The organism is Streptomyces sp. R11 (assembly GCF_041051905.1).
Lineage (GTDB): Bacteria > Actinomycetota > Actinomycetes > Streptomycetales > Streptomycetaceae > Streptomyces.
Map to the genome: position 1 here is coordinate 4,377,435 of NZ_CP163432.1, position 26,851 is coordinate 4,404,285.

Here is a 26,851-nt window from a genome sequence, read left to right on the forward strand (position 1 = left end):
GGCGGATCAGGCCGACGCCGCCGTGAGCCTCCCGAGCTCGTCGTCCGTCAAAGTCAGCTCCGCCACCCCCAGCAACGCCGGCAGCTGCTCCGGCGTCCGTGCCGAGGCGATCGGGGCCGTGACCGTCGGCCGGGCCGCGAGCCAGGACAAGGCCACCGTGGCCACCGGCACCTCGTGGGCGGACGCGATCTCGTCCAGCGCCGCCAGCACCCTGCGGCCCCGCTCCGTCTCCGCGTGCCTGCCGGCGCCCTGGGCGCGGGGGCTGTCCACTGCCGTACCGGCGCGGTACTTGCCCGTGAGGAACCCTGCCGCCAGGGCGTAGTACGGGACCGCCGCCAGGCCTTGCCGTTCGGCGAGGTTCTGGAGTTCGCCCTCGTAGGTGTCGCGGGAGACCAGGTTGTAGTGGGGCTGGAGGGCGACGTAGCGGGCCAGGCCTTCGCGGTCGGAGAAGGCGAGGGACGCCTCCAGCCGCTTCGCCGAGATGTTGGAGGCGGCGATGTGCCGCACCTTGCCCGCCTTCACCAGCTCGTCCAGGGCGCCGACGATCTCATCGACTGGCACTTCCGGCTTGTCGAAGTGGGTGTAGTAGAGGTCGATGTGGTCGGTGCCGAGGCGGCGCAGTGAGGCGTCCGCGGCCGCCTTGATGTTGGCTGCCGTGAGGCCCTGGAAGTCGGGGTGCTGGCTGACCTTCGTGGCGATCACGACGTCCGCCCGGTTGCCGCGCGCCCGCAGCCAGTTGCCGATGACGGTCTCGGACTCGCCGCCCACGTTGCCCTCGACCCACGCCGAGTACGAGTCGGCCGTGTCGATGAAGTTGCCGCCCGCCTCGGTGTACGCGTCGAGGACGGCGAAGGACTGGGGCTCGTCGGCGGTCCAGCCGAAGACATTGCCGCCGAGGCAGAGCGGGAAGACCTCGAGGTCGGAGGAGCCGAGCTTGCGCAGAGAAGTCATGCTCGACATCAACGTCCGTCACGGAGGCAGATCTTCCGGGAGGGCCGCAAATTTCCCGTAAACAAGCGGACCCCGGCGCTCCGGATACCGGCAGCCCTGACGTCGGGGGGACGCCGTCAGGACTGCCGGGGATCAGGACAGGAACGCCGGGGAACAGGTGTGAACGGACTTCAGCCGGGAACTTCAGAAGGACAGCTGGGAACTTCACAAGGACAGAGGCCGTAACGCCTCAGGGCGTGAGCCCCTTGCCGCGCAGCCACGCCAGCGGGTCGATGCCGCTGGAGCTGCCGCCGGGGTGCACCTCGAGGTGCAGGTGGGCGCCGGTCACGTTGCCCGTGGCGCCCACGCGGCCGATGACGTCACCGGTGTTGACCTTCTGGCCGACGCTCACGCTGATCGAGGACTGGTGCGCGAACCAGACCTCGGTGCCGTCGTCGAGGGTGAGTTCGGTCTTGTAGCCGTACGAGCCGTCCCAGCCGGCGAACGTGATCGTGCCGCTGTGCACGGCCTTGATCAGCGTGCCGGTGGGCGCGGCGAAGTCGAGGCCCGTGTGGTACCCGGAGGACCAGTAGGCGCCGGCCTGTCCGAAGGTCGAGGTGATGGTGTAGGAGGAGGTCGGCAGCGTGTACTGCTTGGCCAGCTCGGCGAGGCGCTCGGCCTCGGCCTTCTTGCGGGCCTCCTCCTCGGCCTCTGCCTTCGCGGCGGCGGCCTTGGCCTCGGCTTCCTTCTCCGCCTTGGCGGCCGCGTCGGCGGCCTCCTTCTCGGCGGCGGCGACCGCGGCTGCGGCGGCCTTGCTGTCGATCTGGTCCTGCTGGTACTCGGCCTGCGCGATGATCCGGCTCCGCAGCGCCTCACCGGCGTCGGAACCGCCCTGCGCGGTCTCGTCGTAGGTCTCGCCCATGGTGCTGAGCGCGGTGGCCGCGTCCTCGGCGGGCTCGGAGGAGTCGTCCGAGATCAGGGGCAGGTCCGGCATGGTGATCGCGACCGGCGGCTTGCCGCTGTTCGCGCTGGCCATGCCGCCCGCGCCGACGGCGGCTATGACACCGACGCCGAGAACCGTGGAGCTGCGGGCGAGTCCCCCGCCGCGCTGCTTGGAGACGCGATGCCTGCCGCGAACGGGACGAAGGGACTCCGCGGTGGGATTCCACTCCTCGAACGGGCCCTCGTCGGTGCGGTTGCGGTCGTAGCCGAAGGTGTCGGTGCTGCGCTGGCTCGGCACGAACGGGGCTTGCGGGGCAGGCCGGTTGGACGCCACGTGGGCGTACTCCTTTCCTTCCTTCTCGCCTACCGGGTTAGCTGACGGGTTCGGAGCAGGAAGGTCTCCTACGCGCGTATACCGCCCGTGACTTCACGGTGGTATCTGCGCGATTCACCCCAAGTTGGTGGTTCCCCGGTTCCCTTTCGAGATTCGGCGCATGCGCACGGAGCCGCCTCTTGTGACGGCTGGGACGACCGCGCTGCGTTATCGAACGTTAATAGACCCGGGGTGCGGATTCCAAGCTGTTCCACTTGATCATTAACGATTTTCGCCTGGACTTACGGGTCATGAGCGGCCTAAATCGGGCGAGTTGGCCAGACCTCAGACGCCACACAGGTGTTGACGGTGTGTCAGTTGTTATGCGGAGGGGGGTCGCCCGGTCACGTCCGGTGACAAGGATCAAGGAACCGCATCATGGCCGCCGTACGGCGATGAGGGCCATGTCGTCCGCCATCCCGCCCCCGGAGTGCCGCCGCACCTCCGCCGCCAGCTTCTCCAGCAGCGCCGCCGGCTCGCAACGGGCGTTGGCCCGCCCCGCCAGTCCCGCCTCGGGGTCGTAGAACCGGTCGTCGCCGTCCCGTGCCTCGCTCAGGCCGTCGGTGTACAGGAGCAGCGTGGCCCCGCTCGGGCAGTCGGCCTCCTGAGCCCGGTCGGGCCAGACGCCCAGCTCTCGCATGCCGAGCGGCAGCGCGGGCTCGGCGGCGGGCAGCGAGCGCACGGTGCCGTCGGCGTACAGCAGCAGGGGCGAGGGATGCCCGCGGTTGACGAGGCGCACGATCCCGCTGCCGTGCGGCAGCTCGGCGAGTACGACGGTGGTGAACCCCTCGGCGGACTCGGCCCACTCACGCCGGTCGCGCTCGCGCACCAGCGCCCGCTCCAGGCGCTGTGCGACCGCCTCCAGCGTGGTCTCCTGCTCGGCGGCCTCGCGGAAGGCCCCGATGACCACGGCGACCGCGCCCACCGCTCCGATGCCCTTGCCGCGCACGTCCCCCACGACGACCCGCAGGCCGTGCGGGCTGTCCTGCACGGCGTACAGGTCGCCGCCGATGGAGGCGCCCTCCTGCGCCGCCTCGTACCGTGCCGCGATCCGGAAGCCGCCGATCCGCTCGGCCGGCTCGGGCAGTACGGCGCGCTGGGCGGCCTCGGCGATCTCGCGGGCGGAGGCGAGGCGTTCGTCGCTGCGGCGGACGAGGACGTTGATGAGCACGGCGAGCACGGAGACGGTGACGACGGTGACCAGCTCCGTGATCACCTCTGCCTTGGGCAGGCCGCCGTGCAGGGTGCGCAGCACGAGCAGTGTGGCGACGGCCACGACACCCGTGACGACCGTGCCGCGCTGCGAGTAGAGCGGGGCCGCGACCAGGGGTGCGGCGGTGAAGAAGGGGGCGCCCGTGAAGTCCGTGGGCGTGACGAGGTCGTACACGCCTCCGGCCGCGATCAGCAGGGCGGGGAGCAGCCGGACGAACCGGCGTGCGTACGACATCCGCCGCTGCTCCACCTCACCAGAGTTGCCGAAGCGGAGGCGCGGGGCGAGTGGTGAGGGCCGACCGGACGAGCGCGGACGGCGAGCGGAAAACACTCAGGGCCGGAACTGATCAGTTCCGGCCCTGAGTCATCAGTAGCGGGGACAGGATTTGAACCTGCGACCTCTGGGTTATGAGCCCAGCGAGCTACCGAGCTGCTCCACCCCGCGGCGATGACTCAATAGTACGCCATCCGCAGGACAAGATGCACACGCGGTCCCGCGGCCCCGCCCTGACGGGGTTTTCCGCACCCTTCGGGCGGGGCGGTCAGGACGGCAGATGGCTGTTCGGAGCCTTGGCCCGCCCCTCGTATTCCGGCAGGACCACGACATCCACCCCCTCCCCCGCCAGCAGCCCGCTTCCGTCGGCCCCCGCCACGAACGTGTCCGGCTCCCGCCAGGCCGTCACCACCCGCCGCACCCCCGCATCGAGGATCAATCGCGCACAGGGCACCGGCCGGGACGCCCTATGCGTGCAGGGCTCCAGGCTCGTGTACACCGTGGCGGAAGTCACCCGAGGATCCCCCGCCGCGATCTTCGCCAGCGCAGCCTCCTCCGCGTGCACCACGGGATCGCCGCCCTCCCGCGAGTACCCTCGCGCAAGCTCCGTGCCGTCGGCCGCCACCACGACCGCCCCGACGCTGAAGGCCGTTGCCGACGGCGGGCACTGCGCCGCCAGATCGCAGGCCACCGCCAGCCACCTCCGGTCCGCGGCGGAGGGCAGGACACCCGCACCGGGTGCCGTCGGCTCGTAGCGCATCAGCACGACGTCCTCGATCCGCCGCGTCTCGACCAGCCGCAGCCGGCCGCCCTGATACCCGCCCGGCCCGAACAGCCGCGGCGCGTCCGGGTCCCCCACGAACAGCGGGGCCAGCACCAGCTGCACCTCGTCCGCCAGCCCCTGCTGCAGCAACTGCGTGTGGATCGTGCCGCCCCCCTCGACCATCAGCCGTTCGACGCCGCGCACCTCGCGCAGGTGCCGCAGCAGGCCCCGCCAGTCCAGGTCGGCGCCCAGCGCGACCACATCCGCCGCGACCGGCGCCCGCCGCAGGCGCTCCGCGCCCTTCTCCGTCGTGTAGACGACCTTCTCGCCGCCCGTGTGCCAGAAGTTCGCCGTCGGGTCCAGCTCGCCGGACGCGCTGACCGTGACCTTGAGCGGATACTCCGGCTTCCCGGCCGCCACCCGCGCGCCCCGCCGCTCGGCCGAGTTCACCAGCAGCCGCGGGTTGTCGGCCCGGATCGTGCCGGCGCCGATCAGGATCGCGTCCACGGACGCCCGTACCTCGTCGACCCGGTCGAAGTCGGCCGGGCTGGAGAGCAGCAGGCGCTCGGGGGTGGTGTCGTCGAGGTAGCCGTCCAGCGAGACCGCGGCGGACAGCAGGACGTAGGGGTACGACGGCATCGGCACGCTCCGCTTGGTTCAAGTTTGAAACAAACCTACACTGGTCGCATGACGACTCGCTGGCTCACCCCCGAGGAGCAGCGCGCCTGGCGCGCCTACATCGCCTCCGCCGCCCTCGTGGAGGACGCGCTGGACCGGCAGCTCCAGCAGGAAGCCGGCATGCCCCATCTGTATTACTCCATCCTCGCCACCCTGTCCGAGGCTCCGGAGCGCCGATTGCGCATGACCGACCTGGCGGAAGGCCTGAAGATCACCCGCAGCCGGCTGACGTACGCCGTGACGCGCCTGGAGAAGGACGGGCTGGTGCGGCGCGAGGACTGCCGGTGGGACAAGCGCGGCAGCATCGCGACCCTCACCGAGGATGGGATGCGCGTCCTGGAGCGTGCGGCCCCGGGCCATGTGGAGACCGTGCGGGCGCTGCTCTTCGACCGGCTGACCCCGGAGCAGGTCGGGCAGTTGGAGGAGATCTTCACGGCGGTCGCCGGGGGTTTCCAGGGCGACACGGCGCACGCCACCGCGGACGACGTGCCTTGGCGGCGGCGTTCCAGCAAGCCCTGTTCGTGACGTACGCCACAAGAATCCGATTGCTTCAAATTTAAAGCATGGGATAGGGTCCTGTACCGAGGAGCTGCTTCAAATCTGAAGCAGCCGGCCCGCGCACGGAACCCGGAGACCCGCATGCCCGACTTCACCGCCGCCGCCACCCAGCGCGCCCGCGTCCGGGTCCCGCTGCGCTTCCAGGACGGCTACGGCGTCGACGCCGAACTCGTCACCTTCCACGGCCTGGCCGACGGTCTGGAACACCTGGCCGTCGTCCTCGGCGACCCGGCCCCCGGCACCACCCCGCTGGTCCGCCTGCACTCCGAGTGCCTGACCGGCGACGTCTTCGGCTCGGCCCGCTGCGACTGCGGCCCCCAGCTGCGCGAGGCCGTCGAGCGCATCGCCGAGCGCGGCGGCGTGCTGCTGTACCTGCGCCAGGAGGGCCGCGGCATCGGCCTCTACAACAAGCTCGACGCGTACGCCCTCCAGGACCAGGGCCTCGACACCTACGCCGCGAACGCCGCGCTCGGCCTCCCGGAGGACGCCCGCGACTACACGGCGGCCGCCCAGATGCTCACCGCCCTCGGCATCGGCGAACTGGACCTGCTCTCCAACAACCCCGACAAGGCCGACCAGTTGCGCGCCCTCGGCATCAAGGTCCAGGGCCGCGTCCCGACCGGCGTCTTCGCCACCCCGGACAACGTCCGCTACCTGCGCGCGAAGGTCCTGCAGACCCAGCACACGCTCCCGCTGGGCGACCTCGCGGAGCTCAGCGCGGGCTGAGCGCACGGCAAGAAGAAGGGGCGGGCGCCCGGCACCGGACGCCCGCCCCTCAGCCGTGGTGACGACGACTACGGCGTGACCTTCTCGATCGTCACCCCGCCGACACCCGCGGTCGTCCCGCGCGTGTTCACCAGCCGTACCTCACCGAAGAGCTCACGGCCCTCGGGCACGGCCCGAGCGACGGTGACGTTCGCCGCCGCCTTCGCCGAGTCACCCGTACCGAGCTTCACCGGCGCCGACTCGTCGACCTTGACCGAGCCGAGCGCGGAGGAGAAGTACGCGTCCCGGTAGTCGTACGCGGTCGAGCCGGACGGCACCTCGAAGCCGGCCACCTCGACGGTGTACTTGCCGGCAGCCGGGTCGGCGATGGAGACGGACCCCTCGGCGTCGCCGTCCGCGGACTGGCCGACGAGCTTGCCCTGGGCGTCGTACACCGACAGGTCGAGGTCGGCGCCCAGGTCGGAGACCTTGCCGATGGAGACGTCCAGCGAGGTCGTGCCCTCGGGCACCTCGATGGTGCTGGTGTGCGTCTCACCGCCCTTGATGGTCGGCCGCGCGGTCTTCGACGAGCCGAGCGCGCCGCCCTTGAGGTTGCCCTCGACGGCCTCCAGCTTGTTGGTCACCGTCCAGGAGGCGGCGACCGGACTGCCGACCTCGGCCTCCGGCACGGTCACGGACTCCGGGTCGAAGGAGGCGCCGTACACCGCGGCGTTCAGCTTGAACGGGTTGTCCAGCAGCGCCGACGTACGACGCGAGTCGACCACGACCTCCCAGACGCCGGGCACCGGCTCGGCGGACTCGGGCAGGTCCTTGGTGTCCGGGCTGTTGTCCGCGGCGGGAACGCCGTAGGGGTTGATGGCGGTGAAGAACGTCCGGCTGCCCTGCTTGAGCCCGCCGAGCGTGATCTCCAGCGACTTCGTGCCCTCCGGGACGGTCACGACGTACGACCTGAAGTTGTTGCGCTGCACCGAACCCGAGGCGGTGAAGGTGTACTTGGCCCGTGTGGAGACGACGACGGTGGTGAGGATCTGCTTGTCGACGCCGACCGTCCTCGGGTCGTCGGCCTCCAGGATCGCGCTCTTGATGCCCGCCTGCTTCGGCGCGGCCTGCACCTTGACGGTCACCGGCTTGTTCAGCGGCAGGTCGACGACCTTCGGGCCGAGGATCGAGAAGGTGCGGGCCTTGTTGTTGGCCAGGCGCAGGGTGTGCGGGAGGGAGCCGGCGGGGCCGGACGTACGGGTGACGGTGACGTCGTACGTCTTCTTCTTGCCGGCCTTGAGGCCGCCCTCGCGGTCGTACGGCCCGGTGCCGGAGCCCGGCGCCTTCAGCGCCTGGTCGAGCGCGGTGTCGACGGGGGCCTTCCCTCGGGCGCCGTCCAGCTCTTGCCGCCGAAGGTGAAGGACGGCCCGGAGACGGAGGTGGTCGTCGCACGAGCCTCAGAACGAGGCAGCGCCCGACCCGACCGAAGTCGACTCGGGCGCTGCGGCATCGTCCGCTCACCCCTGTTCAGAGGCGGAGCAGTCGTTGGGTGACCTCCCGGTACTGCCTCAACGCGAGGTGGAGTTCGGCGGACTGCGTTTCGGGATCGTGGTCCTGCCAGCCCGCGCGGAGGGTACGCCGCTGTTCGGCGAGGACGGCCATGAGCTGAGCTGTGGCTTCGTCGAAGGCGCCTTCGGCCTCCTCCAGCGACTGAAGCGGGGTGTCGGGGAAGGTGTTGAGGGCCCGTCCGAGACGCTGGGCGATCTTGTCCCGCTCGGCCGACGGGAACAGCGGTGCCGGGCCGGGGTCGCGGCGTCCCGCGACGCCGCGGGGCTGGTCTGCGGGCTGTTGGGCGCGATTCTGGTCGTACATCATCAAGTGCCGCTTCCTGTGCGTCGTGCCGGATTTCCGGAGCGGCATGGCACGGCGCCATGCCGCCAGTCAACGTCCGGCGCCGACCCGTGTCAACGCGATGCCGCTTTCCGAACGAAGGCGGTTGGTCCTGTTTCCAGTGAGTCCACCAGACCACATTCCTTCCGCAGCACGCCACGAAGGCGTAGCCGGTGCTCGAAATGCCCGCTCGGCACGGGGTGGCATCACGGCGGCTCCGCCGCACCGGCCGTCATCCAGCATCAGCTCGACCCACGCGGCGCGCAGCGGAATCGGCCATGCCGTCGCTGATCACCGGTCATCGCTCCGCGCCGGCCGCGGCGCTCCGGCGCGGGGTGCCGCCCCGCTTCCGCCGTACTTCACGCGGGCCGATCCGCCTCCGCACGGTCCGCAGGTACGTCCTGCCAGGCGTCCTGGGCACTGGCATACCGCGGGAACCGCTTCAGCAGATCCGCGGCCCGGAACACCAGATTCGGTGCCCGCCGGGTTTGGACCACGCGCACCCATCCGCTCCGCCCGCGGCACTCGCGCCACGCCGCGCACAAGGGGTCCAGGACGCTGCCGTCCATGAACGTCACATCGCTCAGGTCAACGATCAGAAACAGTCGGCCGGTGCCGTGGCGGGCGTCCTCCAGGTCACGTGCGAAGGCCGGCGTGGTCGTCAGGTCCAGTTCGCCGCCGACCCGGACCACGCGGCACTCGTCGAACAGATCGGGGTACGGGCCCAATGTGCCCATCTCCTCTGTGGCTGAGGTGGCTTTTGCCTTGCGCAGGGCCTCTGTTGCGCGGAAGGGGACTTCACGGAGAGGGCCGGGGTCACGGGCAGCCGTACGACCAACCTACTGCCGGCAGGGAGGAGGCGGGCCCCTTCTCCAGGTATTGCCGGATTGTCGAAGGGGCCCTCCGATGTCGCCCAGGTCCAGCCGCGGGAGCGGGCCTGTTGGGGAGCGGACCACCTCTCCCGCTACGCCCGGCCCCGCCCGGTGCCCCGAGGGGCGGGCACCGGAGGTCCGCTGTCCCGGGACAGGGTCAGCACGCAAGGAGCGCCCCGTCCGGGCAGCCCGACCAACTCTCCGTGGTTCAGCCAACCCCACGACTCGTAAGCGGCTTGTCCGGCCCGGTCGGCCGGGTGCAGCAGGGCGACCCCGAGTGCGGCGTGCCGATCGGCCAGCAGCCGCTGCTGCAGGCGGCGGCCGATGTCGCGGTGTTGGCCCTGGTGCTGAGCCACGACCTGGGTGAGGAGCAGGAACCCGGTACCGCCGGCGAGCCGCCCGATGCACTCCTGCAGCCCTCGCTCGGACCGGCCCTCGGGGCTCACCGGAAATCCGAAGCTACATCCCACCAGCACCGTCGTCTCGGCGAGCAGCAACGCGAAGCCGGGCCGTCGCGCGCTGACGGCAAGCCGCCACAGGAAGTCGACCCGCTCTCGGTGCGCCTGTCCCGAGGAGCCCGCGACGGGTGCCACGGCCAAGTCGGCGATGTCTTCTCTCATCCCCTCTGCCTGCCAGCGGTTCAGCCGGCGCAGCCGAATCCCGTCCTTGACCACCGGCACATCCGCGCGGCCGCCGGACGCGCGTGTCCCTCCGGCCGACCCGACCGACGCAGATGTGTCCAGCAGGTCATGGAGCAGTGCGGGTGGCACCGCATGGGCCGGGGCCGCGAGGAGCAGGGGAGCGGAGCCGGTGACTGCGAGGAGCCGGGTGATCTGCGCGCACGGATGGTGCAGCCGCAGCGCGGCGTGCACCCGCTCGGCACGGCGTGACGCCGTCAGGAACACGTCCAGGCCCTTGGCGTCGCAGGAGCCGACGGTGGTGAGATCGACGTCGATGACGGTCATGCCGTCACGCAGGCACTGCTCCAGCGCGGCCCGCAGCAGGGGCGCCGTGGCCGGCCCCACCTCACCCAGCAGCGTGACCAGGGCTCGCTCCCCCTTGTCACGCCGGTGGATGTCCAGCCGCCGCACCGCCATCACCCCGCCCCTCGGCAGGGATGCACAACACCCCGGGCAGGGTGCGCAGTTGCAGTGGTCGCGGCGTACATGATGCCGACCCGTCTCCGCACCGTCCGCTCGGGCGGCCCGGGGTTCGTCTCGCGCCGAGGACGCCCCGGCAGGACGGCCGGAATGCGCGATGCCCTCGGTATCTCCACGGTACGCCGCCGACGGTCTCGACCCGCAGTCTCGGACGGGCTCGTCGAAACCGCGCGCACCGCCTGCCGAACGGTTCATGGAGACGTCAGCAGGCAGAGGGCACACTCGTGGGCCGAAAACGAAGCAGCGCCCGAGCCAACTTACGTCGTCTCAGGCGCTGCGCAGCAGGTCAGAGGGGGTACCTCCGTCACCCGCGCCGTAGGCCCTGTGGGACTCGAACCCACAACCAATGGATTAAAAGTCCACTGCTCTGCCAATTGAGCTAAGGGCCCAGGCGATGTTGCCACCCCGAGCATAGCCGCACGTGGCCGCGGATCCGATCGGGTATCGGGCTCACGGCCACGTCAGCGGTGGCCAAGGACCGCAGCAGGAGCTCTCGCGCAGCCCGCGCTCGCCGAAGCGCTACGGATCGACCGGTTCGGGCGCCCCCGCGCGGGCCGCGTCCCGGGCGATCGTGCGCTCGTGGTCGGGGTTGAGGAACCAGTGCCGGGCCGACGCCAGCCACCAGGTCGCGGCGAAACCGAGGACGACCAGGACGGCGACCGGTGCGTAGTTGAAGGTCTCCCAGGTCACCGGGGACACCTGCGGCAGCATGAACAGCACCGTGATCACGCCGACCCACGCCACCGCCACCACCCCGACGACCCCCGACCAGCGGCCCAGGTGCCACGGCCCGCGCTCGAACGCGTCCCCCTTGCGCAGCCTCAGCAGCGTCGGGATGACGTACGCGATGTAGAGGCCGATCACCGCGATCGAGGTCACCGCCGCATACGCCGTGACGTTGATCAGATACGGCAGCCCGAGCACCAGCGCCCCGCCCGCGGCCAGCCACACCGCCGCCACCGGCGTCCGGGTGCGCGGGCTGACGGTGTGCCACACGTGCGAGAAGGGCAGGGCGCCGTCGCGCGAAAAGGCGTAGATCATACGGCTGTTGGCCGTCACGGACGCCATCCCGCAGAACAGCTGCGCCCCGATGACGACCAGCAGGAGCAGCTTGCCCGCCGTCGCCCCCAGCGCGTCGAGCAGGATCTGCGCGGGCGGCGCGCCCGTCGGGGACGTGAGGGCACCCTCGTACGACTGGATCGCGAAGGTGAAGCCCAGCAGGAGAACGAAACCCGCGATCCACGACGTCCAGATCGACTGCACGATCCCCTTCGGGCCCGCCGTCGACGCGTCGTGCGTCTCCTCCGTCATGTGCGCCGAGGCGTCGTACCCGGTGAAGGTGTACTGCGCCATCAGCAGGCCCACCAGGACGACGTACACCCCGCTGCCCCAGCCGGTGTTGTTCACGAACTCGCCGAACACGAACGACGCAGACTGGTGCTCGTCCGGTACGAAGGTCAGCGCGCCGACGATCACCGCGACGCCGAGCACGTGCCACCACACGCTGATGCTGTTCAGCAGGGCGACGATGCGCACGCCGAAGGTGTTGAGGAGGCCGTGCAGGACGAGGATGCCCGCGAAGAGGAGGATCGTGCGGCCCGGGGTCACCTCGAAACCGAACTGCAGGTTCAGGTACGCGCCCAGGAACGACGCCGCCCCGAAGTCGATGCCGGCGGTCACCGCCACCTGGCCCAGCACGTTGAACCAGCCCGTGAACCACGCCCAGGCGGCGGCCGTACGCGGCGGCGCGAGCCGGTGCGCCCAGAAGTACAGGCCGGCGGATGTCGGGTACGCCGAACAGATCTCGGCCATGGCGAGGCCGACGAACAGGGTCATCAGGCCTACGGCCACCCAGCCCCAGGTGATCACCGCCGGGCCGCCCGTGTTCATGCCGAACAGATACAGGGTGAGGCAGCCCGACAGGACCGAGATGATCGTGAAGGAGACCGCGTAGTTGGAGAACGCCGACATGCGGCGGGCGAGAACCTGCGTGTAGCCGAGCTGGGCCAGCCGCTCCTCGTCCGAGACCTTCCCGGAGGACCGCCCGCTCACTATGGCGTCATCTGTCATGTCCCCAGCGATTCCCTCGCCGGGGACATGACACACGTCACAGTTTGGCTAGAAGAGACCCCTGTAGCCCTGCCAACCACTCGCGATCTTCACCCGCGCCCCGAACGACCCCTTGCCGTCTCCGTTGTTGCGCCAGAGATTGCCGCTGCCGTCCCGCGAGACGAGGTCGGCCTTCCCGTCGCCGGTGATGTCCCCGGGACCGACGATGGCGTTGTAGCCCGTGCCCCAGTTCGCGAAGACCTTCACCCGGTCCTTCAACAGCCCGTTGCCGAGACCGTTGTAACGCCACAGCGTCCCGGCCTTGTCGCGGGCGAGGACGTCCCCGTGCCCGTCGCCGTTGAGGTCCCCGGCGCCCAGGATCTTCGTGTAACCGGTCCACGCCGTACGGATCTGCTTCCCTGCCGCGAGCGTCCCGTCGCTCTTCGCAGCGAAGAGGTAGACGTCGCCGGTCGACGCCTTGCGCGCCAGCAGGTCGGCCCGCTTGTCGCCGGTCAGGTCGCCGGGCGAGGTGAGCACGTTGTACGCGTTCCAGCCCGTGCCCAGCTTCGTGTACGCCGTCGACGGGGTGAGCGCCTTGCCGCAGCCGGGCTTGTAGCCGCGCAGCGAGCCGTCGCTCATCCGCACGAGGACGTCATTGCAGCGGTCGCCGTTCAGATCCCCGAACGGCACCGCGACCGCCTTCGTCGACCAGCCGCTCCCCGAGACCTTCCCGGAGAAGGTGCCCTTGCCCGTGCCCTGCTGGAAGGTCAGCGCGCCCGACGAGTTGAGGGTGAGGAGATCACCGAAGCCGTCCGGCCTTCCCTGGGAGCCCACATGGTCGTGCCCCACCGGAGCGCCCCGCAGCAACCTGACCGTGCCGCGCACCTCGATCGCGGCACCGACGCCGTCGGCCGGCGTGACGGCGAGCGTCCAGTCGTAGAAGCCGTTCGGCAGGAAGGCGTCGCCGGTCCGCCCGGGGTCGTCGCCGTGCCACCCGACGCTCAGCTCGCCGCGCGCCGCACCACCGGCGCGCGTGTCGACGACCTTGCCCGCCTTGTTCCGCACGGTCAGCTTCCAGCCCGCCGACGGCTTCGACAGCAGGACGGTGGTCAGCGTGTCCGGCACGGCGTCCATCGCGTGCGCCTCCACGGACGCGGCGCTCTGAGCGGGTCCGAGCAGCCGCAGCGGCTGCTGGGGCACCCCGGACGGTACGAGGTGCACCCGCTGCTGGTCGTCGACGTAGGCCGCGTTGGCACCGGCCCTGTCCACCGTCCAGCGCACCTCGCGCTGTGAGTCGCCGGTGTGGGGCAGGTCGCCGATGACCCGGCTCACGGAGCTGCCGCCCGCGACCGTGGTGAGCGTGAGCTTCCCGGCCTGCTTGTCGTGCGTGACCACGTACCCGTCGCCGAGTTTCGCCTCGGCCGTCGGGACCGGCACGGACTTCTTCGCCGTACGGTCGTAGACACCGGCCCTGCCGTCGCAGGCCCAGTACAGGTAACGGCCGAGGGCCTGAAGCTGGACGGGCTTGCAGCCCGCGTCGGTGGTGACCGTGGTGGACTTCCTGGTCGACAGGTTCAGCGCCGTGACGGTGCCCGGGGTCGCCCCGGCCGTCCACAGCACATCGCCGTCGATTGCGGTGGCGACCGACGTCCGGGCGACCGGGTCACCCTGCTCACCGATCCGGTACACGAATCGCGTGCCCGGGTCCGTGTACAGGACATAGCGCCCCGACACATCGAGGATGCGCCCGTCGAAGGGCACATCCCGCCCCCAAAGACCCCCGTCCTTCGGGCCGTTGACGTGGAGCGCATAGTTCTCGGCGGTACCGAAGTCCATCCACGCGATCCGGCCGTCGGCGGTGCCGAAGATCTGCGAGCAGGCCACCTCGTTCTCAAGGCAGGCCTCGATCTGCGGGGCGGACCCGGGCGTGAAGCCGGAGCGCTCACCGAACTCGGGCGTTCCGGTTGCGGCGACGGTCCGTACGTAGTCGTCGCGCCGCTCGCCCTTGCTGGCGTCCACGACGACCAGGCGGCCCTGTTCGAGGGAGATGCCCTGGATCACGGCCGGCGGCTTCGGCATGGCCTTGATCAGCGTGACGACCGGGCGTCCGTCCGGGCCCGGCTGGATGCGCTGAACGCCCCAGTCGCCGGCGGCGGAGTCCGTCAGGCCGATCGCCACCGCGCTGCCGTCGGGGACCCCGGACACGCGCGGGTTCGAACTCGTCAGCAGGGTCACCGTGGGCCCGCCCGCGATGGGCTTCGCGCGAACCTCATCCCCCGCGCCGGGCCGGTGGATCAGCCAGTCACCGACGACCGCGAGGTCCTGCGTGGGGCTGATGCCCCCGCCCTCCATCGTGACCTCGACCGGAGCGGCGGACAGATCGGAGCGGGAGAAGACCTTGACGACGGGGTCGTTGATGTTGAACAGGACCACGTGGTCGCCGGTGACCTGCGCCTTGCTGTAGGCCTCGGAGACGGGCGGGGTCACGCTCTGGACCTGTCCCGTCCGCTTGTCGACCATGACCCAGACATAGGGACCCCAGGTACCCGGACGCCCCGCCATGAACAGCAGCCTGTCGGCGTCCGCGGCCCTGGGCGGCCCGAGGGCGTACCCCTCCGGCAGCCCGGTGACCTGCACGTCGCGCGTGCCGCCGTCGGCCTCCGGGACCAGCAGGTGCACGTCCTTCACGCTCGCCCCGGCCTCGTCGGTACGGCTCCGGTAGGCGACCGCCAGGTCCTCATAGGCGGTGAGATAGGTCAGGCCCTCCGGCACCCGCACCGTACGAGTCATGCCGTCGGCCGCGTTCCACAGGTCGACCCGGCCGTCGGCGTAGCGGTACGCGAGGACATCGCCGCCGGCCGTGCCGTAGCTGGAGTACCCGGCCGGGTGGACCACCTTCGTCGACCTGCCGTCCGCGTACCGCGTCCACACCAGCCCGGAGCCCTCCAGGGTGTGGAACACCCCCTGTGCGCCGGCACCGTTGTTCCCTGCGTAGTTCGACCCGCCGTAGAGCGCACCGGAGGTGTACGTGCTGCGCAGCGTCGCCGGCACCACCGTCTCCTGCGGCACATCCGGGGCGGCGGCCGCCGGAAGCGACGGGCTGAGGCCGGCGGCCAATACGGCGGCGGCCGCGACGAGACGCAGTCTTACGAAGCCATGGCGTGGCAAGTAGGCCCTCCCCGGGAAGCAGGAGACGGTCCCGGCGCACTCTCGGCGCCCAAGGCCCCCCGGCCTTCACATCCGTCTCACAAGTCGGCTGATCTTACAGCCACCGAACAGACGTCCGGGGAAGGGTTTCCGGCCGGCTCCAACGAAAAGCGCCGGGGCCCCACCGTCAGAACGGTGGGGCCCCGGCGCGCAGTCACCTCACACGGCGTCAGCCGATGCGGCGACCTCAGCCGTTGCGCTTCCAGCGCGGCTTGTCGTCACGACGCCCGAAGGGCGAGCCGCCGGTGCCACGGTGGTCGTCACGACGGCCGTACGGCCGCTCGTGGCCGCCGGAGCGGAAGCCGGGGCGGTCGTCGCGGCGGTCGCGGTTGAAGGGACGGTCGCTGCCACGGTGACCGCCACGCTCGTCACGCCGCTCGAAGGAACGCCCGGCGGCGGGCCGGTCGTCGCGACGGAAGCCACCGCGGTCGTTGTCGCGGCGCTCGAAGGGACGGCTGCCACGGTCACGGTCGAAAGAACGGCCGCCACGGTCGCCGCCACGGTCACCCCGGTCACCGCGGTCGTCGCGACGGAAGCCGCCACGGTCGTTGTCGCGGCGCTCGAAGGAACGGCCGCCACGGTCACGGTCGCGGTTGAACCCGCCACGGTCGCCGCCCCGGTCACCGCGATCGTCGCGACGGAAGCCGCCACGGTCGCCGTCCCGGTCCCGACGCTCGAAGCCACGGTCGCCGCGGTCACGGTCGCGGTTGAACCCGCCACGGTCGTTGTCACGGCGCTCGAAGGAACGGCCGCCACGGTCACGGTCGAAGGAACGGTCACGGTCGCGGTTGAACCCGCCCCGGTCGTCCCGCCGCTCGCGACGCTCGTACGGCGCCGAAGCCTCCGTACGCTCGGCCCGGTCGACATCCTGCGCCGCCGGCTGCTCCGGCACGACCGCCTCGACGGCCTCGACCGCCGCCGCCTGCGCCTCGGCCACCGCAGCCTCGGGGTCCTCACCGCGCTCGCGCGCCACGCGGGCGACGAGCCGGTCGGCCTCCTCGCGCAGCTCAGCGGCGCGCCGCTGCGCCCGCTCCAGCTGCTTGGTGAGCTGAGCCACGTCACGCTCGGCCTGCTGAGCGGCGTTGCCCGCCGACTCCGCCTGCACCTCGGTCATCGAACGGGCGCCGGTGATCTCGGCGACCTCCGGGTCGAAGGCGTTGCCGCCCTGGATGATGTGGCGCGAGGCGTCGACGCCCGCGTCCTCCATCAGCCGGAAGATCTGGCGGCGCTGGTGCGGCAGGGAGAGGGAGACGACCGTACCGGTCCGCCCCGCACGCGCCGTACGGCCCGCGCGGTGCAGGTAGTCCTTGTGGTCACCGGCCGGGTCCACGTTCAGCACGAGGTCGATGCCGTCGACGTGGATACCGCGCGCGGCGACATCGGTGGCGACGAGGACGTTGACGTAACCGTCCTTGAAGTCGGCCAGCGTCCGGGTGCGCGCACCCTGCGTCATACCGCCGTGCAGCGCGTCCGCCTTCGCACCGGCGTCGCGCAGCTGCTCGGCGACACGGTCGGCGCCCAGCTGGGTGCGGACGAAGATGATGGTGCGGCCCTTGCGGGAGGCGATCGCGGCGGTGACCGGGGCCTTGTCCTTGGGCTTCACGATCAGGATGTGGTGCGACATGGTCGTCACGGCACCCTGCGCGGCGTCGACCTCGTGCAGGACCGGGTCCTTCAGGTACCGGTCGACGAGGGTCTTGATCTCGTTCTCCATGGTCGCGGAGAAGAGCATGCGCTGACCGCCGGGCGGGACCTGGTCGAGCAGCTCGGTGACCTCGGGCAGGAAGCCCAGGTCGGACATCTGGTCGGCCTCGTCGAGAACGGCGACCTCGACGTCCTGCAGCGAGCAGGCGCCGCGGTTGATGATGTCGCGCAGTCGGCCGGGGGTCGCCACCAGCACGTCCACGCCGCGCTCCAGGGCGTAGATCTGGTTCCCCATCGACGTACCGCCGCAGACGACCTTCATCTTCAGGCCGAGCTGGTCGCCGTAGGGCTGGAGAGCGTCCGCGACCTGCATCGCGAGCTCACGGGTCGGGGTGAGGATGACGGCACGCGGACGGTGCTTCTCGGTGCGGCCGCCGGAGAGGCGGGCCAGCGTCGGAAGACCGAACGACAGCGTCTTGCCGGAGCCGGTACGACCGCGCCCCAGGATGTCCTTGCCGGCCAGGGCGTCCGGGATGGTCGCGGCCTGGATCGGGAAGGGGGTGGTCACGCCGTTCTGCGCGAGCTTGCGCACGACGCCCTCGGGGAGACCGAGGTCCGCGAAGGTGGCCTCGGGGGCCTCGGGGGCCTCCTCGACGACCGCGTTCTCAGCGTCCTCGGGCACGACGACGTGATCAGTACTGGAAATGGACATGCGTATGCGAAACCTTCCGGAGTCTCGTCGGCACGCGCCCGTCAACTCCGTGATTCGCACACGACCGCCTCTATGCGGTCCGCCACGGCAAGGGAGAGTACGCGCCACACGGCGCGCTCTGCAGTGGCGCCGGGCAAATGGGATCAAACGATCTACCACCATACGCACCCCCAGCCCCCCAACGCAAACCGGCCGACACCCCTGTAGGCAACGTCACTCCCCCCGGCCGTCGGCACCCTCACGCGCCCAGCCCCCTCGGACCTGCCTCACGCAGGCGCCCCCGCAGCCGGCGCCGGCTCCCGCTGAGCCAACTGCGGCCCCGTCTCCTCATGCGCCGACGACGACGGCTCGGCCGCAGTGGGCGTCGGCGTATCGGACGTCGGCTGCTCCGTCGGCGTCGGCTCCGGATCCACCGTCCGGGTGGGCGTCGGATCAGCCGGACGCGTAGGCCCCGGCCTCTCGCTCTGCCCCGGCTTCACCGGCGGCCTGCCCCCGACAGGAGCGGACGCGCTCACATCCGCGGACGGCGAGACCGACGGAGAGCCCGACTCGGCGCCCTTGTCCGCATCCTTGCCCTTGCCCTTCCCCTTCGCCCGCTTGCCGTCATCCGCGTGCGCCCCGAACCCGGCCCCGCCCCCCGACACCGCAGAACCGCCGTCGGGCGCCTCACCACCCCGCTGCCCCGCCGAATGCGACGGCTTGGCACCCCCGCCACCACCGTCGTCACCCACACTCATACAGCCGGCGGCAGCGGTGACGGCCATCACCGTGGCAGCCAGACGGACAGGTACGTACAAGGGGCGCACGGGAGCCACCTCCAGGGGCGGGCGAGAAAGTCAACCTGCCCAACTCCCGCCGCCCACAAGAGGACACGCGCCCGCACCACTGCGACACAACCCCGGCACCGAAAGGCCCCGGAGCCGCCTCACCCGTACCCGAGCGCATGCAACCGCTCGTCGTCGATCCCGAAGTGATGCGCGATCTCATGCACCACCGTCACCTCGGTCTCGGCCACGACCTCCTCCCGCGACTCACACATGCGCAGCGTCGGTCCCCGGTAGATCGTGATCCGATCCGGCAGCACCCCGGCGTACCACTCCCCGCGATCGGTCAGCGGAGTCCCCTCGTACAGCCCGAGCAGCTCGGGATCGTCCGCCGGCGGTTCGTCCTCGACGAACACCGCGACGTTGTCCATCAGCCGCGTCAACTCCGGCGGAATCCGGTCCAGCGCCTCGGCGACCAGTTCCTCGAACTCCTCGCGCGTCATCTCCAGCACATGCCCATTGTCAGGCACGAACCAGCCATGAAGGAGCCGCCAACGGCCCCGCATATCCACCACGGCACGTGGGCATACGGGACCAATGGCCCGCGTCCCCGCCGCGTTCAGAAAAGCTGTCGGACACCTCCCCAGGGCCCCGCGCGCCCTCGCCCGCCGCTACGCCACCCGCCGCCCAGGCCCCACCCCGGAACTCGTCACCCAGCCCCACCCCTGGTCACGCGCCGTCGGCCTGGTCACCGTCGTCCTCATCGGCACCTGGCTCGGCCTGCTGATCGTCGGCAACGTCCGCGCCCCCGTCGGCCCCATGAACACGACGATGACCCTGCGCCCCTCCCTCACCGGCGGCACAAAGATCAACGTCTCCCCCCTCGGCGCCCTCCAACTCGACAGCCACATCGCCCCGGTCCGCCTCGACGTCAACGTCGACCAGCTCGACCCCGTCCGCTCCCAAGCACTCGTGGACCACCCCGAACGCCTCTCCGGCCTCCAGGACGAAGTCACCCAGGACGTCACCCACGGCACCGTCGACCTGGCCCTGCGCAGCTGCGTCGCCGTCGTCACCGGCGCCACCGCCCTCGGCCTCGCCGTCTACCGCCGCCCCCGCCGCGCCCTCGCCGCCGGCGGCCTCGCCCTCACCCTCCTGGCCGCCTCCGGAGGCACGGCCTACGCCACCTGGAACCCGGAGTCGGTCCTGGAACCGAAGTTCTCGGGCCTGCTGTCCTCCGCCCCGTCCCTGGTCGGCAACGCCCGCAGCATCGTCACCGAATTCGACGTCTACCAAAAGGAGTTGGCCCGCCTGGTCACGAACGTGACCAAGCTCTACGACGCCACCTCCACGCTCCCCGCCTACGCGCCGGACCCCACCACCATCCGCGTCCTGCACGTCTCCGACATCCACCTCAACCCGGCGAGCTGGAAGATCATCGCCTCGCTCGTCGACCAGTACAAGGTCAACGTCATCGTCGACTCCGGCGACACCATGGACCACGGCACCGCCGCCGAGAACGGCTTCCTCGACCCCATCGAGGACCTCGGCGCCCCCTACGTCTGGGTCCGCGGCAACCACGACTCCCGCCTCACCCAGCGCTACCTCGAGGACCTCAAGAACGTCCACGTCCTCGACGACGGCAAGGCGAAGACCATCGCCGGCCTGCGCTTCGCCGGCATCGGCGACCCCCAGTTCACCCCCGACCGCTCCCAGATCCCCGGCGGCGACGCCGCCAACGAACTGGCGGGCGCACGCCTGGCCACCTCGCTCCGCGACCAGAAGACCGCAGGCACCCCCGTCGACGTCGCCGTCGCCCACGAACCCCTGGCCGCCCGCGAGACCGACGGCGAGGTCCCCCTCGCCCTGGCCGGCCACATCCACCACCCGGAGATGGAACTCCTTCCCTACGGCACCCGCCTGCGCATCGAGGGCTCCACCGGTGGCAGCGGCCTGCGCGCGATCGAGGGCAAGCACCCCGACCCCATCCAGACCTCGATCCTCTACTTCGACCGCGACACCCGCCGCCTCCAGGCCTGGGACGAGATCGAACTCGGCGGCCTCGGCCTCACGACCGCGGAGGTGAGGCGCCACCTGGTGGAGGAGAACCAACCGGGCGCCACCGAATCCGAGACGGCGTCCCCCACCCCCACCCCGTAAACCGTTTTGGCGATACCTCCCGCCATCCCATATGCTTCTCACGTCCCCGACGCGCTGAGAAGCGCCCAGGCGGGCCGATAGCCCTCATCGTCTAGCGGCCTAGGACGCCGCCCTTTCAAGGCGGTAGCACGGGTTCGAATCCCGTTGGGGGCACGCAGTACGGTGTGCGACACTGTCGTACGCATCGCAAGGTCCTGTGGAGCAGTTTGGAGTGCTCGCCACCCTGTCAAGGTGGAGGCCGCGGGTTCAAATCCCGTCAGGACCGCTGTGAGGCTTCGCAAGAGCCCTCACGGCTGGGTAGCTCAGTTGGTACGAGCGATCGCCTGAAAAGCGATAGGTCGCCGGTTCGACCCCGGCCCCAGCCACAGGCAAGGCCCCGATCTTCAGATCGGGGCCTTCTTGTCTGTCTTATGGTGTCGCTGTACGAGCGTCCGCGTCCACTACCGGTCAAACACCCCGGCTTGCAGCTCGGCCCGCCGATGGCTTCGGCGGAGACCGGCGCATCCAGTCCTCAGGCCACGAGCTTGAGGACAGGGACCTGTGACTCGGCCCCGCAGACCCACACCCACCAGCCGCGTTGGCCGATGACGTGGGACGCGTTCAGGTCCGCGTGCTCAACGAAGCCGCAGGACCTGCAGGCGAACACGGCCTGATGAGGCCGGTTGCGCTTGTCGATGTGATGGCATTGCGAGCATTCCTGGCTGGTGTACGCCGGAGTGACGTGCACCGCCGGCACCCCGGCCCTGCGCGCCTTGTAGGCGATGAAGGAGCCGAGCTGGCCGAAGGCCCAGGAGTTGATCGTGACGCGTTGGGGCTTCTTCAGCCGTGCCCGTTCGCGGATGCCGCTCAGGTCTTCGAGGGCGATTCCGCGGCCGGTGCGTTGTGCCTCCGCCACGATGTGTTTGCTGATCTTGTGGTTGATGTCGCGGGTGCGCCGCGCCTGCTTGCCGGCGTGGCGTTTGGCTCGTCGTTTGGCCGAGCGGGTGTTCTTCTTGGCGAGGTCGCGCTGGAGGCGGCGGTCGTTTTCGCGGGTCCGGTTGGCGTGTCGGCCGCTGTGGCGCCTGCCAGTGGAGGTGGTGGCGATGTTTTCGATGCCGAGGTCGACGCCGATGAAGCCTTGCGGGGCGGGGTTCTGTGGGGGCTCAGGTAGGTCAATCGTGGCCAGCACGTACCACCGGCCGTTCTGATGGAGTAGGTCGGATTCACCCTGCCGTCGTTGGGCGAGGAGCTGAAGTTGGTCTTCCTGGCCCGTGTAGGGGAGGTCTTTCACGCGGCCTTGGACGGTCCAGATGGGCACGGTTCGCTGCTTCGGCCGCCAGGAGAGGATGCGGTCGTCGTAGGGCTGTGCGGCGTCGGGGCGAAAGGTGATCGCTTTGCCGGTGGCACGGGTGTGTCGCTTGGAGCCGGGGTGGCCGAGGTTTCCGGCTTTGAGGTTGCCCGCCAGAGATGCGTAGGCGTCGCAGGTCTTCTTGATGACGTGCTGGGCGGCTTGAGCTCCGAGGTTCCAGCGATGCTTGATCTGAAGGTAGATCAGTGCGCGCAGTTCGCGGTTGCGCTTGATACCGGTGGTGAAGGCATGTCGGGACGCGTGGTTGGCAGCTTCGTTGCAGGCGCGCATGGTCGCCTGCAGTGCCGATGCCTGTTGGGGGGTCGGCAGTAGTTTCACTCGGATCACGAGCTTCACGGGTGAGAATCTAGATCTTGCTGCAAGTTCGGTCTGGCAATCGCCTATCGATCACCTTTTCTGATGATCGTTCGAACTGGCGATCGCCCATGGTTCGAGCGTTCTCGGTATTGGGTCCCCCGGGGGCCAAGTGGGTGGGTCAGGCCTGAGCAGGGCGCGGCGGGGGGTGGGCGGGGGTGGGGGGTGGGGGTGGGGCCTCAGCAAAAGCGTTCGCCACGGATTTCGGTGGGATGAGATCCTGGACCGCGTATGTCTACGCACCCCGCCCCCGCCCTGGGCGCCCTCGCCCCCCGTCTGACCGAGTTGTCCCTGCGTGATGCGCAGCGGCTCGGGCGGCGGCTCGAAGGTGCGCGCAAGATCCGCAAGCCGGAGGCGCGGGCCGCCGTGCTCGCCGAGATCGAGGCGGAGATCGCCAAGAGCGAGGAGCGGATCGCCGGCCGGCGCGCCCGTGTCCCTGCGGTCACGTATCCCGAGCAGCTGCCGGTCAGCCAGAAGAAGGACGACATCGCGGCCGCCATCCGCGATCACCAGGTCGTGATCGTCGCCGGTGAGACGGGGTCCGGCAAGACCACGCAGATCCCCAAGATCTGCATGGAGCTGGGGCGCGGCGTCCGCGGCATGATCGGGCACACGCAGCCCCGTCGTATCGCCGCCCGGACCGTCGCGGAGCGTGTGGCCGAGGAGCTCGACACGCCGCTCGGTGAGGCCGTCGGCTGGAAGGTGCGGTTCACCGATCAGGTGAATCCGGAAGCGACGTTCGTCAAGCTCATGACGGACGGCATCCTGCTGGCCGAGATCCAGACCGACCGCGAGTTGCGCGCCTACGACACGATCATCATCGACGAGGCCCACGAGCGGTCCCTGAACATCGACTTCCTGCTCGGGTATCTGGCACAGCTGCTGCCGAAGCGGCCCGATCTGAAGGTCGTCATCACCTCGGCCACCATCGATCCGGAGCGGTTCTCCCGGCACTTCGGTGACGCGCCGATCATCGAGGTCAGCGGCCGGACGTATCCGGTGGAGGTGCGCTACCGGCCGCTCCTGGAGGAGGACTCCGAGGACTCCGACCGCGACCAGATCACCGCGATCACGGACGCCGTCGAGGAGCTGATGGGCGAGGGGAAGGGCGACATCCTCGTCTTCCTCTCCGGGGAGCGCGAGATCCGGGACACGGCCGACGCGCTCACCAGGAAGCAGTACCGGTTCACCGAGGTCCTGCCGCTCTACGCCCGGCTCTCCCATGCCGAGCAGCACCGCGTCTTCCAGCCCCACACCGGCCGCAGGATCGTTCTGGCGACCAACGTCGCCGAGACCTCGCTCACCGTGCCGGGCATCAAGTACGTCATCGACCCCGGCTTCGCCCGGATCAGCCGGTACAGCCATCGCACGAAGGTGCAGCGGCTGCCCATCGAGCCGATCTCCCAGGCCAGCGCCAACCAGCGCAAGGGCCGCTGCGGCCGGACGAGCGACGGTATCTGCATCCGGCTGTACTCCGAGGACGACTTCGTAGCCCGCCCGGAGTTCACGGACGCGGAGATCCTCCGTACGAATCTGGCGTCCGTCATCCTGCAGATGACCGCGGCCGGCCTGGGCGACATCGAGAAGTTCCCGTTCATCGACCCGCCGGACCACCGCAACATCCGCGACGGCGTGCAGCTCCTGCAGGAGCTCGGTGCGCTGGACCCGGCGCAGAAGGACGTACGCAAGCGGCTCACGGACACCGGCCGCAAGCTCGCTCAGCTGCCCGTCGACCCGCGGCTGGCCCGGATGGTCCTGGAGGCCGACAAGAACGGCTGTGTCCGCGAGGTCATGGTCATAGCGGCGGCCCTGTCCATCCAGGATCCGCGCGAGCGCCCGGCCGACAAGCAGACCCAGGCCGACCAGCAGCACGCCCGTTTCCGGGACGAGACGAGCGACTTCCTCGCGTATCTGAACCTGTGGCGGTACGTCCGTGAGCAGCAGCGTGAGCGCGGCTCGTCGTCGTTCCGGCGGATGTGCAAGCAGGAGTACCTGAACTTCCTGCGCATTCGCGAATGGCAGGACATCTACACACAGCTGCGCACGGTCGCCAAGCAGATGGGCATCCACCTCAACGAGGACGATGCCCCCGCCGACCGCGTGCATGTCTCCCTCCTCGCCGGCCTGCTCTCGCACATCGGCATGAAGGACGTGAAGGACGGCGCGAAGAACGAGTACCTGGGTGCCCGCAGCGCCAAGTTCGCGGTCTTCCCGGGCTCGGCCCTCTTCAAGAAGCCCCCGCGCTTCGTGATGTCCGCCGAACTCGTGGAGACCTCGCGCCTGTGGGCCCGCGTCAACGCGAAGATCGAGCCCGAGTGGGTCGAGCCGCTGGCGGAGCACCTGCTCAAGCGCACGTACTCGGAGCCGCACTGGGAGAAGGACCAGGCCGCGGTGATGGCGTACGAGAAGGTCACGCTGTACGGCGTCCCGATCATCGCCCAGCGCAAGGTCAACTACGGCCGTATCGATCCGGAGGCCAGCCGGGAGCTGTTCATCCGTAACGCCCTGGTCGAGGGCGACTGGCGCACACACCACAAGTTCTTCGCCGACAACCGCAAACTCCTCAGCGAGGTGGAGGAGTTGGAGCACCGGGCGCGGCGCCGGGACATCGTCGTGGACGACGACACCCTGTTCGACTTCTACGACCAGCGGGTGCCCGACCACGTGGTGTCCGGCGCCCACTTCGACTCCTGGTGGAAGCGCAAGCGGCACGAGGAACCCGAGTACCTGGACTTCGAGCGCGAGATGCTCATCCGGGAGTCGGCCGAGGCGGTCACCAAGGCCGACTATCCCGACGCGTGGCGGCAGGGGCAGCTGAAGTTCCGTGTGACGTACCAGTTCGAGCCGGGTGCGGATGCGGACGGTGTGACGGTCCACGTCCCGCTCCAGGTCCTCAACCAGGTCACGGACGAGGGCTTCGACTGGCAGATCCCGGGTCTGCGGGAGGAGTTGGTGACGGAGCTGATCCGCTCCCTCCCCAAGCCGATCCGCCGCCACTACGTACCGGCGCCGAACTTCGCGAGGCGGTTCCTGGACGCGGCGGTCCCGCTGCAGGAACCTCTGACGATGACCATGGCGCGCGAGCTGAAGCGCATGGTCGGAGTCCCCTTCACCGCCGACGACTTCGACTGGTCGAAGGTCCCCGACCATCTGCGCATCACGTTCCGGATCATCGACGAGCGGCGCCGCAAGCTGGCGGAGGACAAGGACCTGGAGACCCTGAGGCTTCGTCTGAAGCCGAAGGCGAGGCAGGCGCTCTCGCAGGCCGCGGCGGCCACCGCCTCCCGCCAGGGCGGTGAGTCCCTGGAACGCAAGGGCCTGACCGACTGGACCATCGGCTCGCTGACCCGCGTCTTCGAGACCCGCCGCGCCGGCCAGCCGGTCAAGGCGTACCCGGCGCTGGTGGACGACGGCGACACGGTCTCGGTCCGGCTCTTCGACACGGAGGCGGAGCAGGCGGAGGCGATGTGGAAGGGCACCCGCCGCCTGATCCTGCGCAACATTCCGGTCAATCCGTCGAAGTTCGCGTCCGAGAAGCTGACGAACGCCCAGAAGCTCGCCCTGTCCGCCAACCCCCACGGTTCGATCCAGGCCCTCTTCGACGACTGCGCGATGGCGGCGGCGGACAAGCTGATCGGTGACTTCGGGGGGCCGGCGTGGGACGAGGAGTCGTACCGGAAGCTATACGACAAGGTGCGTGCGGAGATCGTCGACACGACGGTCCGTGCGGTGGGCCAGGTACAGCAGGTGCTGGCCGCCTGGCAGGCCGCTGAGCGCCGCCTGAAGGCCGTACGAAGCCCTGCCCTGCTGGCAAACCTCGCGGACGTCCGCAAGCAGCTGGATGCCCTCGTGAAGCCCGGCTTCGTGACGCTGGCGGGTCTGCGCCGCCTGCCCGACCTCATGCGGTACCTGATCGCGGTGGACCGACGCCTCCAGCAGATGCCGACGAACGTCCAGCGCGACACGACGCGTATGGAGAAGGTCCACGAGATGCAGGACGAGTACGCCTGGCTGCTGGAGCAGATGCCGCAGGGCCGTCCGGTGCCTTCGCAGGTGCTGGACGTCCGCTGGATGCTGGAGGAGCTCCGCGTCAGCTACTTCGCGCACGCGCTCGGCACGGCGTACCCGATCTCGGACAAGCGGATCGTGAAGGCGATCGACACGCTGGCGCCGTAACCGTCCGTGCACGCAGGGTGAGTTCGACCAGTGGGCTCGCCCTCCTGTACAGTCTCTTCTCGCAGCGCAACGCACGAATA

Annotated in this window: 17 protein-coding genes, 5 tRNA genes, 1 pseudogene and 1 riboswitch; of the genes and pseudogenes, 7 read left to right on the forward strand and 16 right to left on the reverse strand. The window is 70.1% G+C overall.

The window, feature by feature from the left end:
- Window positions 1-6: 6 nt before the first annotated feature.
- The 5 genes from AB5J55_RS19955 to AB5J55_RS19975 all read right to left on the reverse strand — a co-directional run bounded on the left by AB5J55_RS19955 (window position 7) and on the right by AB5J55_RS19975 (window position 5,133).
- Window positions 7-951: an aldo/keto reductase gene (locus AB5J55_RS19955; protein ID WP_369271998.1), complete on the reverse strand. Its 945-nt coding sequence runs from the start codon at window positions 949-951 to the stop codon at window positions 7-9.
- Between the two features lie 229 nt (window positions 952-1,180).
- Window positions 1,181-2,206, reverse strand: coding sequence for a M23 family metallopeptidase (locus tag AB5J55_RS19960; protein ID WP_369271999.1), 1,026 nt, complete (start codon window positions 2,204-2,206; stop codon window positions 1,181-1,183).
- An 11-nt stretch (window positions 2,207-2,217) separates the two neighbouring features.
- Window positions 2,218-2,375: riboswitch (cyclic di-AMP (ydaO/yuaA leader) on the reverse strand.
- 246 nt (window positions 2,376-2,621) lie between these two features.
- The gene (locus AB5J55_RS19965) at window positions 2,622-3,692 is read right to left on the reverse strand and encodes a PP2C family protein-serine/threonine phosphatase (RefSeq protein WP_369272000.1); all 1,071 of its coding nucleotides are present in this window, start codon (window positions 3,690-3,692) and stop codon (window positions 2,622-2,624) included.
- A 136-nt stretch (window positions 3,693-3,828) separates the two neighbouring features.
- Window positions 3,829-3,902, reverse strand: a tRNA-Met gene (locus tag AB5J55_RS19970).
- A 97-nt stretch (window positions 3,903-3,999) separates the two neighbouring features.
- Window positions 4,000-5,133 carry a dihydrofolate reductase family protein gene (locus AB5J55_RS19975; protein ID WP_369272001.1) on the reverse strand — a complete coding sequence of 378 codons (1,134 nt, stop codon included), beginning with the start codon at window positions 5,131-5,133 and terminating at the stop codon, window positions 4,000-4,002.
- Window positions 5,134-5,181: 48 nt separating this feature from the next.
- Between AB5J55_RS19975 and AB5J55_RS19980 the strand changes: the two genes are divergently transcribed.
- Together AB5J55_RS19980 and ribA are read left to right on the forward strand one after the other, a co-directional pair.
- Complete coding sequence (locus AB5J55_RS19980) at window positions 5,182-5,697, forward strand: MarR family winged helix-turn-helix transcriptional regulator (RefSeq protein ID WP_369272002.1); 516 nt, start codon at window positions 5,182-5,184, stop codon at window positions 5,695-5,697.
- Between the two features lie 114 nt (window positions 5,698-5,811).
- The gene (ribA, locus tag AB5J55_RS19985; RefSeq protein ID WP_369272003.1) at window positions 5,812-6,456 is read left to right on the forward strand and encodes a GTP cyclohydrolase II; all 645 of its coding nucleotides are present in this window, start codon (window positions 5,812-5,814) and stop codon (window positions 6,454-6,456) included.
- Between the two features lie 68 nt (window positions 6,457-6,524).
- Here ribA and AB5J55_RS19990 read toward each other — a convergent pair.
- The 10 genes and pseudogenes from AB5J55_RS19990 to AB5J55_RS20035 form a co-directional block, all read right to left on the reverse strand.
- A pseudogene (locus AB5J55_RS19990) lies at window positions 6,525-7,817 on the reverse strand (PPC domain-containing protein); the annotation flags it as partial.
- A gap of 145 nt (window positions 7,818-7,962) precedes the next feature.
- The gene (locus tag AB5J55_RS19995) at window positions 7,963-8,310 is read right to left on the reverse strand and encodes a hypothetical protein (protein ID WP_369272004.1); all 348 of its coding nucleotides are present in this window, start codon (window positions 8,308-8,310) and stop codon (window positions 7,963-7,965) included.
- A gap of 374 nt (window positions 8,311-8,684) precedes the next feature.
- On the reverse strand, window positions 8,685-9,062 hold the full coding sequence (locus AB5J55_RS20000; protein ID WP_369272005.1) for an STAS domain-containing protein: 378 nt from the start codon (window positions 9,060-9,062) through the stop codon (window positions 8,685-8,687).
- A 227-nt stretch (window positions 9,063-9,289) separates the two neighbouring features.
- On the reverse strand, window positions 9,290-10,294 hold the full coding sequence (locus tag AB5J55_RS20005; RefSeq protein WP_369272006.1) for an STAS domain-containing protein: 1,005 nt from the start codon (window positions 10,292-10,294) through the stop codon (window positions 9,290-9,292).
- 379 nt (window positions 10,295-10,673) lie between these two features.
- Window positions 10,674-10,746, reverse strand: a tRNA-Lys gene (locus tag AB5J55_RS20010).
- A gap of 130 nt (window positions 10,747-10,876) precedes the next feature.
- On the reverse strand, window positions 10,877-12,427 hold the full coding sequence (locus tag AB5J55_RS20015) for an amino acid permease (RefSeq protein ID WP_369272007.1): 1,551 nt from the start codon (window positions 12,425-12,427) through the stop codon (window positions 10,877-10,879).
- A gap of 48 nt (window positions 12,428-12,475) precedes the next feature.
- Window positions 12,476-15,574, reverse strand: a complete 3,099-nt coding sequence (locus tag AB5J55_RS20020) for an FG-GAP repeat domain-containing protein (protein ID WP_369272008.1) — start codon at window positions 15,572-15,574, stop codon at window positions 12,476-12,478.
- Between the two features lie 226 nt (window positions 15,575-15,800).
- Entirely contained in the window at window positions 15,801-17,969 is a 2,169-nt protein-coding gene (locus tag AB5J55_RS20025; RefSeq protein WP_369272009.1) for a DEAD/DEAH box helicase, read from the reverse strand.
- Between the two features lie 266 nt (window positions 17,970-18,235).
- Entirely contained in the window at window positions 18,236-18,775 is a 540-nt protein-coding gene (locus tag AB5J55_RS20030) for a hypothetical protein (protein ID WP_369272010.1), read from the reverse strand.
- Between the two features lie 119 nt (window positions 18,776-18,894).
- Entirely contained in the window at window positions 18,895-19,245 is a 351-nt protein-coding gene (locus tag AB5J55_RS20035; RefSeq protein ID WP_328880690.1) for a metallopeptidase family protein, read from the reverse strand.
- 85 nt (window positions 19,246-19,330) lie between these two features.
- Between AB5J55_RS20035 and AB5J55_RS20040 the strand changes: the two genes are divergently transcribed.
- From AB5J55_RS20040 to AB5J55_RS20055, 4 genes are all read left to right on the forward strand, one after another.
- Complete coding sequence (locus AB5J55_RS20040) at window positions 19,331-20,893, forward strand: metallophosphoesterase (protein ID WP_369272011.1); 1,563 nt, start codon at window positions 19,331-19,333, stop codon at window positions 20,891-20,893.
- A gap of 80 nt (window positions 20,894-20,973) precedes the next feature.
- A tRNA-Glu gene (locus tag AB5J55_RS20045) sits at window positions 20,974-21,046 on the forward strand.
- Window positions 21,047-21,083: 37 nt separating this feature from the next.
- Window positions 21,084-21,158 (forward strand) — tRNA-Asp (locus AB5J55_RS20050).
- 26 nt (window positions 21,159-21,184) lie between these two features.
- Window positions 21,185-21,258 (forward strand) — tRNA-Phe (locus AB5J55_RS20055).
- A gap of 146 nt (window positions 21,259-21,404) precedes the next feature.
- On the opposite strand, the gene AB5J55_RS20060 is transcribed toward AB5J55_RS20055, so the two are convergent.
- Window positions 21,405-22,577 carry an RNA-guided endonuclease InsQ/TnpB family protein gene (locus AB5J55_RS20060; RefSeq protein ID WP_369272012.1) on the reverse strand — a complete coding sequence of 391 codons (1,173 nt, stop codon included), beginning with the start codon at window positions 22,575-22,577 and terminating at the stop codon, window positions 21,405-21,407.
- Window positions 22,578-22,826: 249 nt separating this feature from the next.
- Here AB5J55_RS20060 and hrpA point away from each other — a divergent pair, with 249 nt between their 5' ends.
- Window positions 22,827-26,771 (forward strand): ATP-dependent RNA helicase HrpA, encoded by a 3,945-nt coding sequence (hrpA, locus tag AB5J55_RS20065; RefSeq protein WP_369272013.1) that lies wholly within the window; start codon window positions 22,827-22,829, stop codon window positions 26,769-26,771.
- The last annotated feature ends 80 nt before the right edge of the window (window positions 26,772-26,851 follow it).

Bases quoted from the DNA above. Each gene is read 5' to 3' on its own strand.
- AB5J55_RS20000 (WP_369272005.1), bottom strand. From the start codon at position 9,062: ATGGGCACATTGGGCCCGTACCCCGATCTGTTCGACGAGTGCCGCGTG.
- AB5J55_RS19975 (WP_369272001.1), bottom strand. From the start codon at position 5,133: ATGCCGTCGTACCCCTACGTCCTGCTGTCCGCCGCGGTCTCGCTGGAC.
- AB5J55_RS20025 (WP_369272009.1), bottom strand. From the start codon at position 17,969: ATGTCCATTTCCAGTACTGATCACGTCGTCGTGCCCGAGGACGCTGAG.
- AB5J55_RS19995 (WP_369272004.1), bottom strand. From the start codon at position 8,310: ATGATGTACGACCAGAATCGCGCCCAACAGCCCGCAGACCAGCCCCGC.
- ribA (WP_369272003.1), top strand. From the start codon at position 5,812: ATGCCCGACTTCACCGCCGCCGCCACCCAGCGCGCCCGCGTCCGGGTC.
- hrpA (WP_369272013.1), top strand. From the start codon at position 22,827: ATGTCTACGCACCCCGCCCCCGCCCTGGGCGCCCTCGCCCCCCGTCTG.
- AB5J55_RS20015 (WP_369272007.1), bottom strand. From the start codon at position 12,427: ATGACAGATGACGCCATAGTGAGCGGGCGGTCCTCCGGGAAGGTCTCG.
- AB5J55_RS19980 (WP_369272002.1), top strand. From the start codon at position 5,182: ATGACGACTCGCTGGCTCACCCCCGAGGAGCAGCGCGCCTGGCGCGCC.
- AB5J55_RS19965 (WP_369272000.1), bottom strand. From the start codon at position 3,692: ATGTCGTACGCACGCCGGTTCGTCCGGCTGCTCCCCGCCCTGCTGATC.
- AB5J55_RS20005 (WP_369272006.1), bottom strand. From the start codon at position 10,294: ATGGCGGTGCGGCGGCTGGACATCCACCGGCGTGACAAGGGGGAGCGA.
- AB5J55_RS20040 (WP_369272011.1), top strand. From the start codon at position 19,331: ATGGCCCGCGTCCCCGCCGCGTTCAGAAAAGCTGTCGGACACCTCCCC.
- AB5J55_RS19955 (WP_369271998.1), bottom strand. From the start codon at position 951: ATGACTTCTCTGCGCAAGCTCGGCTCCTCCGACCTCGAGGTCTTCCCG.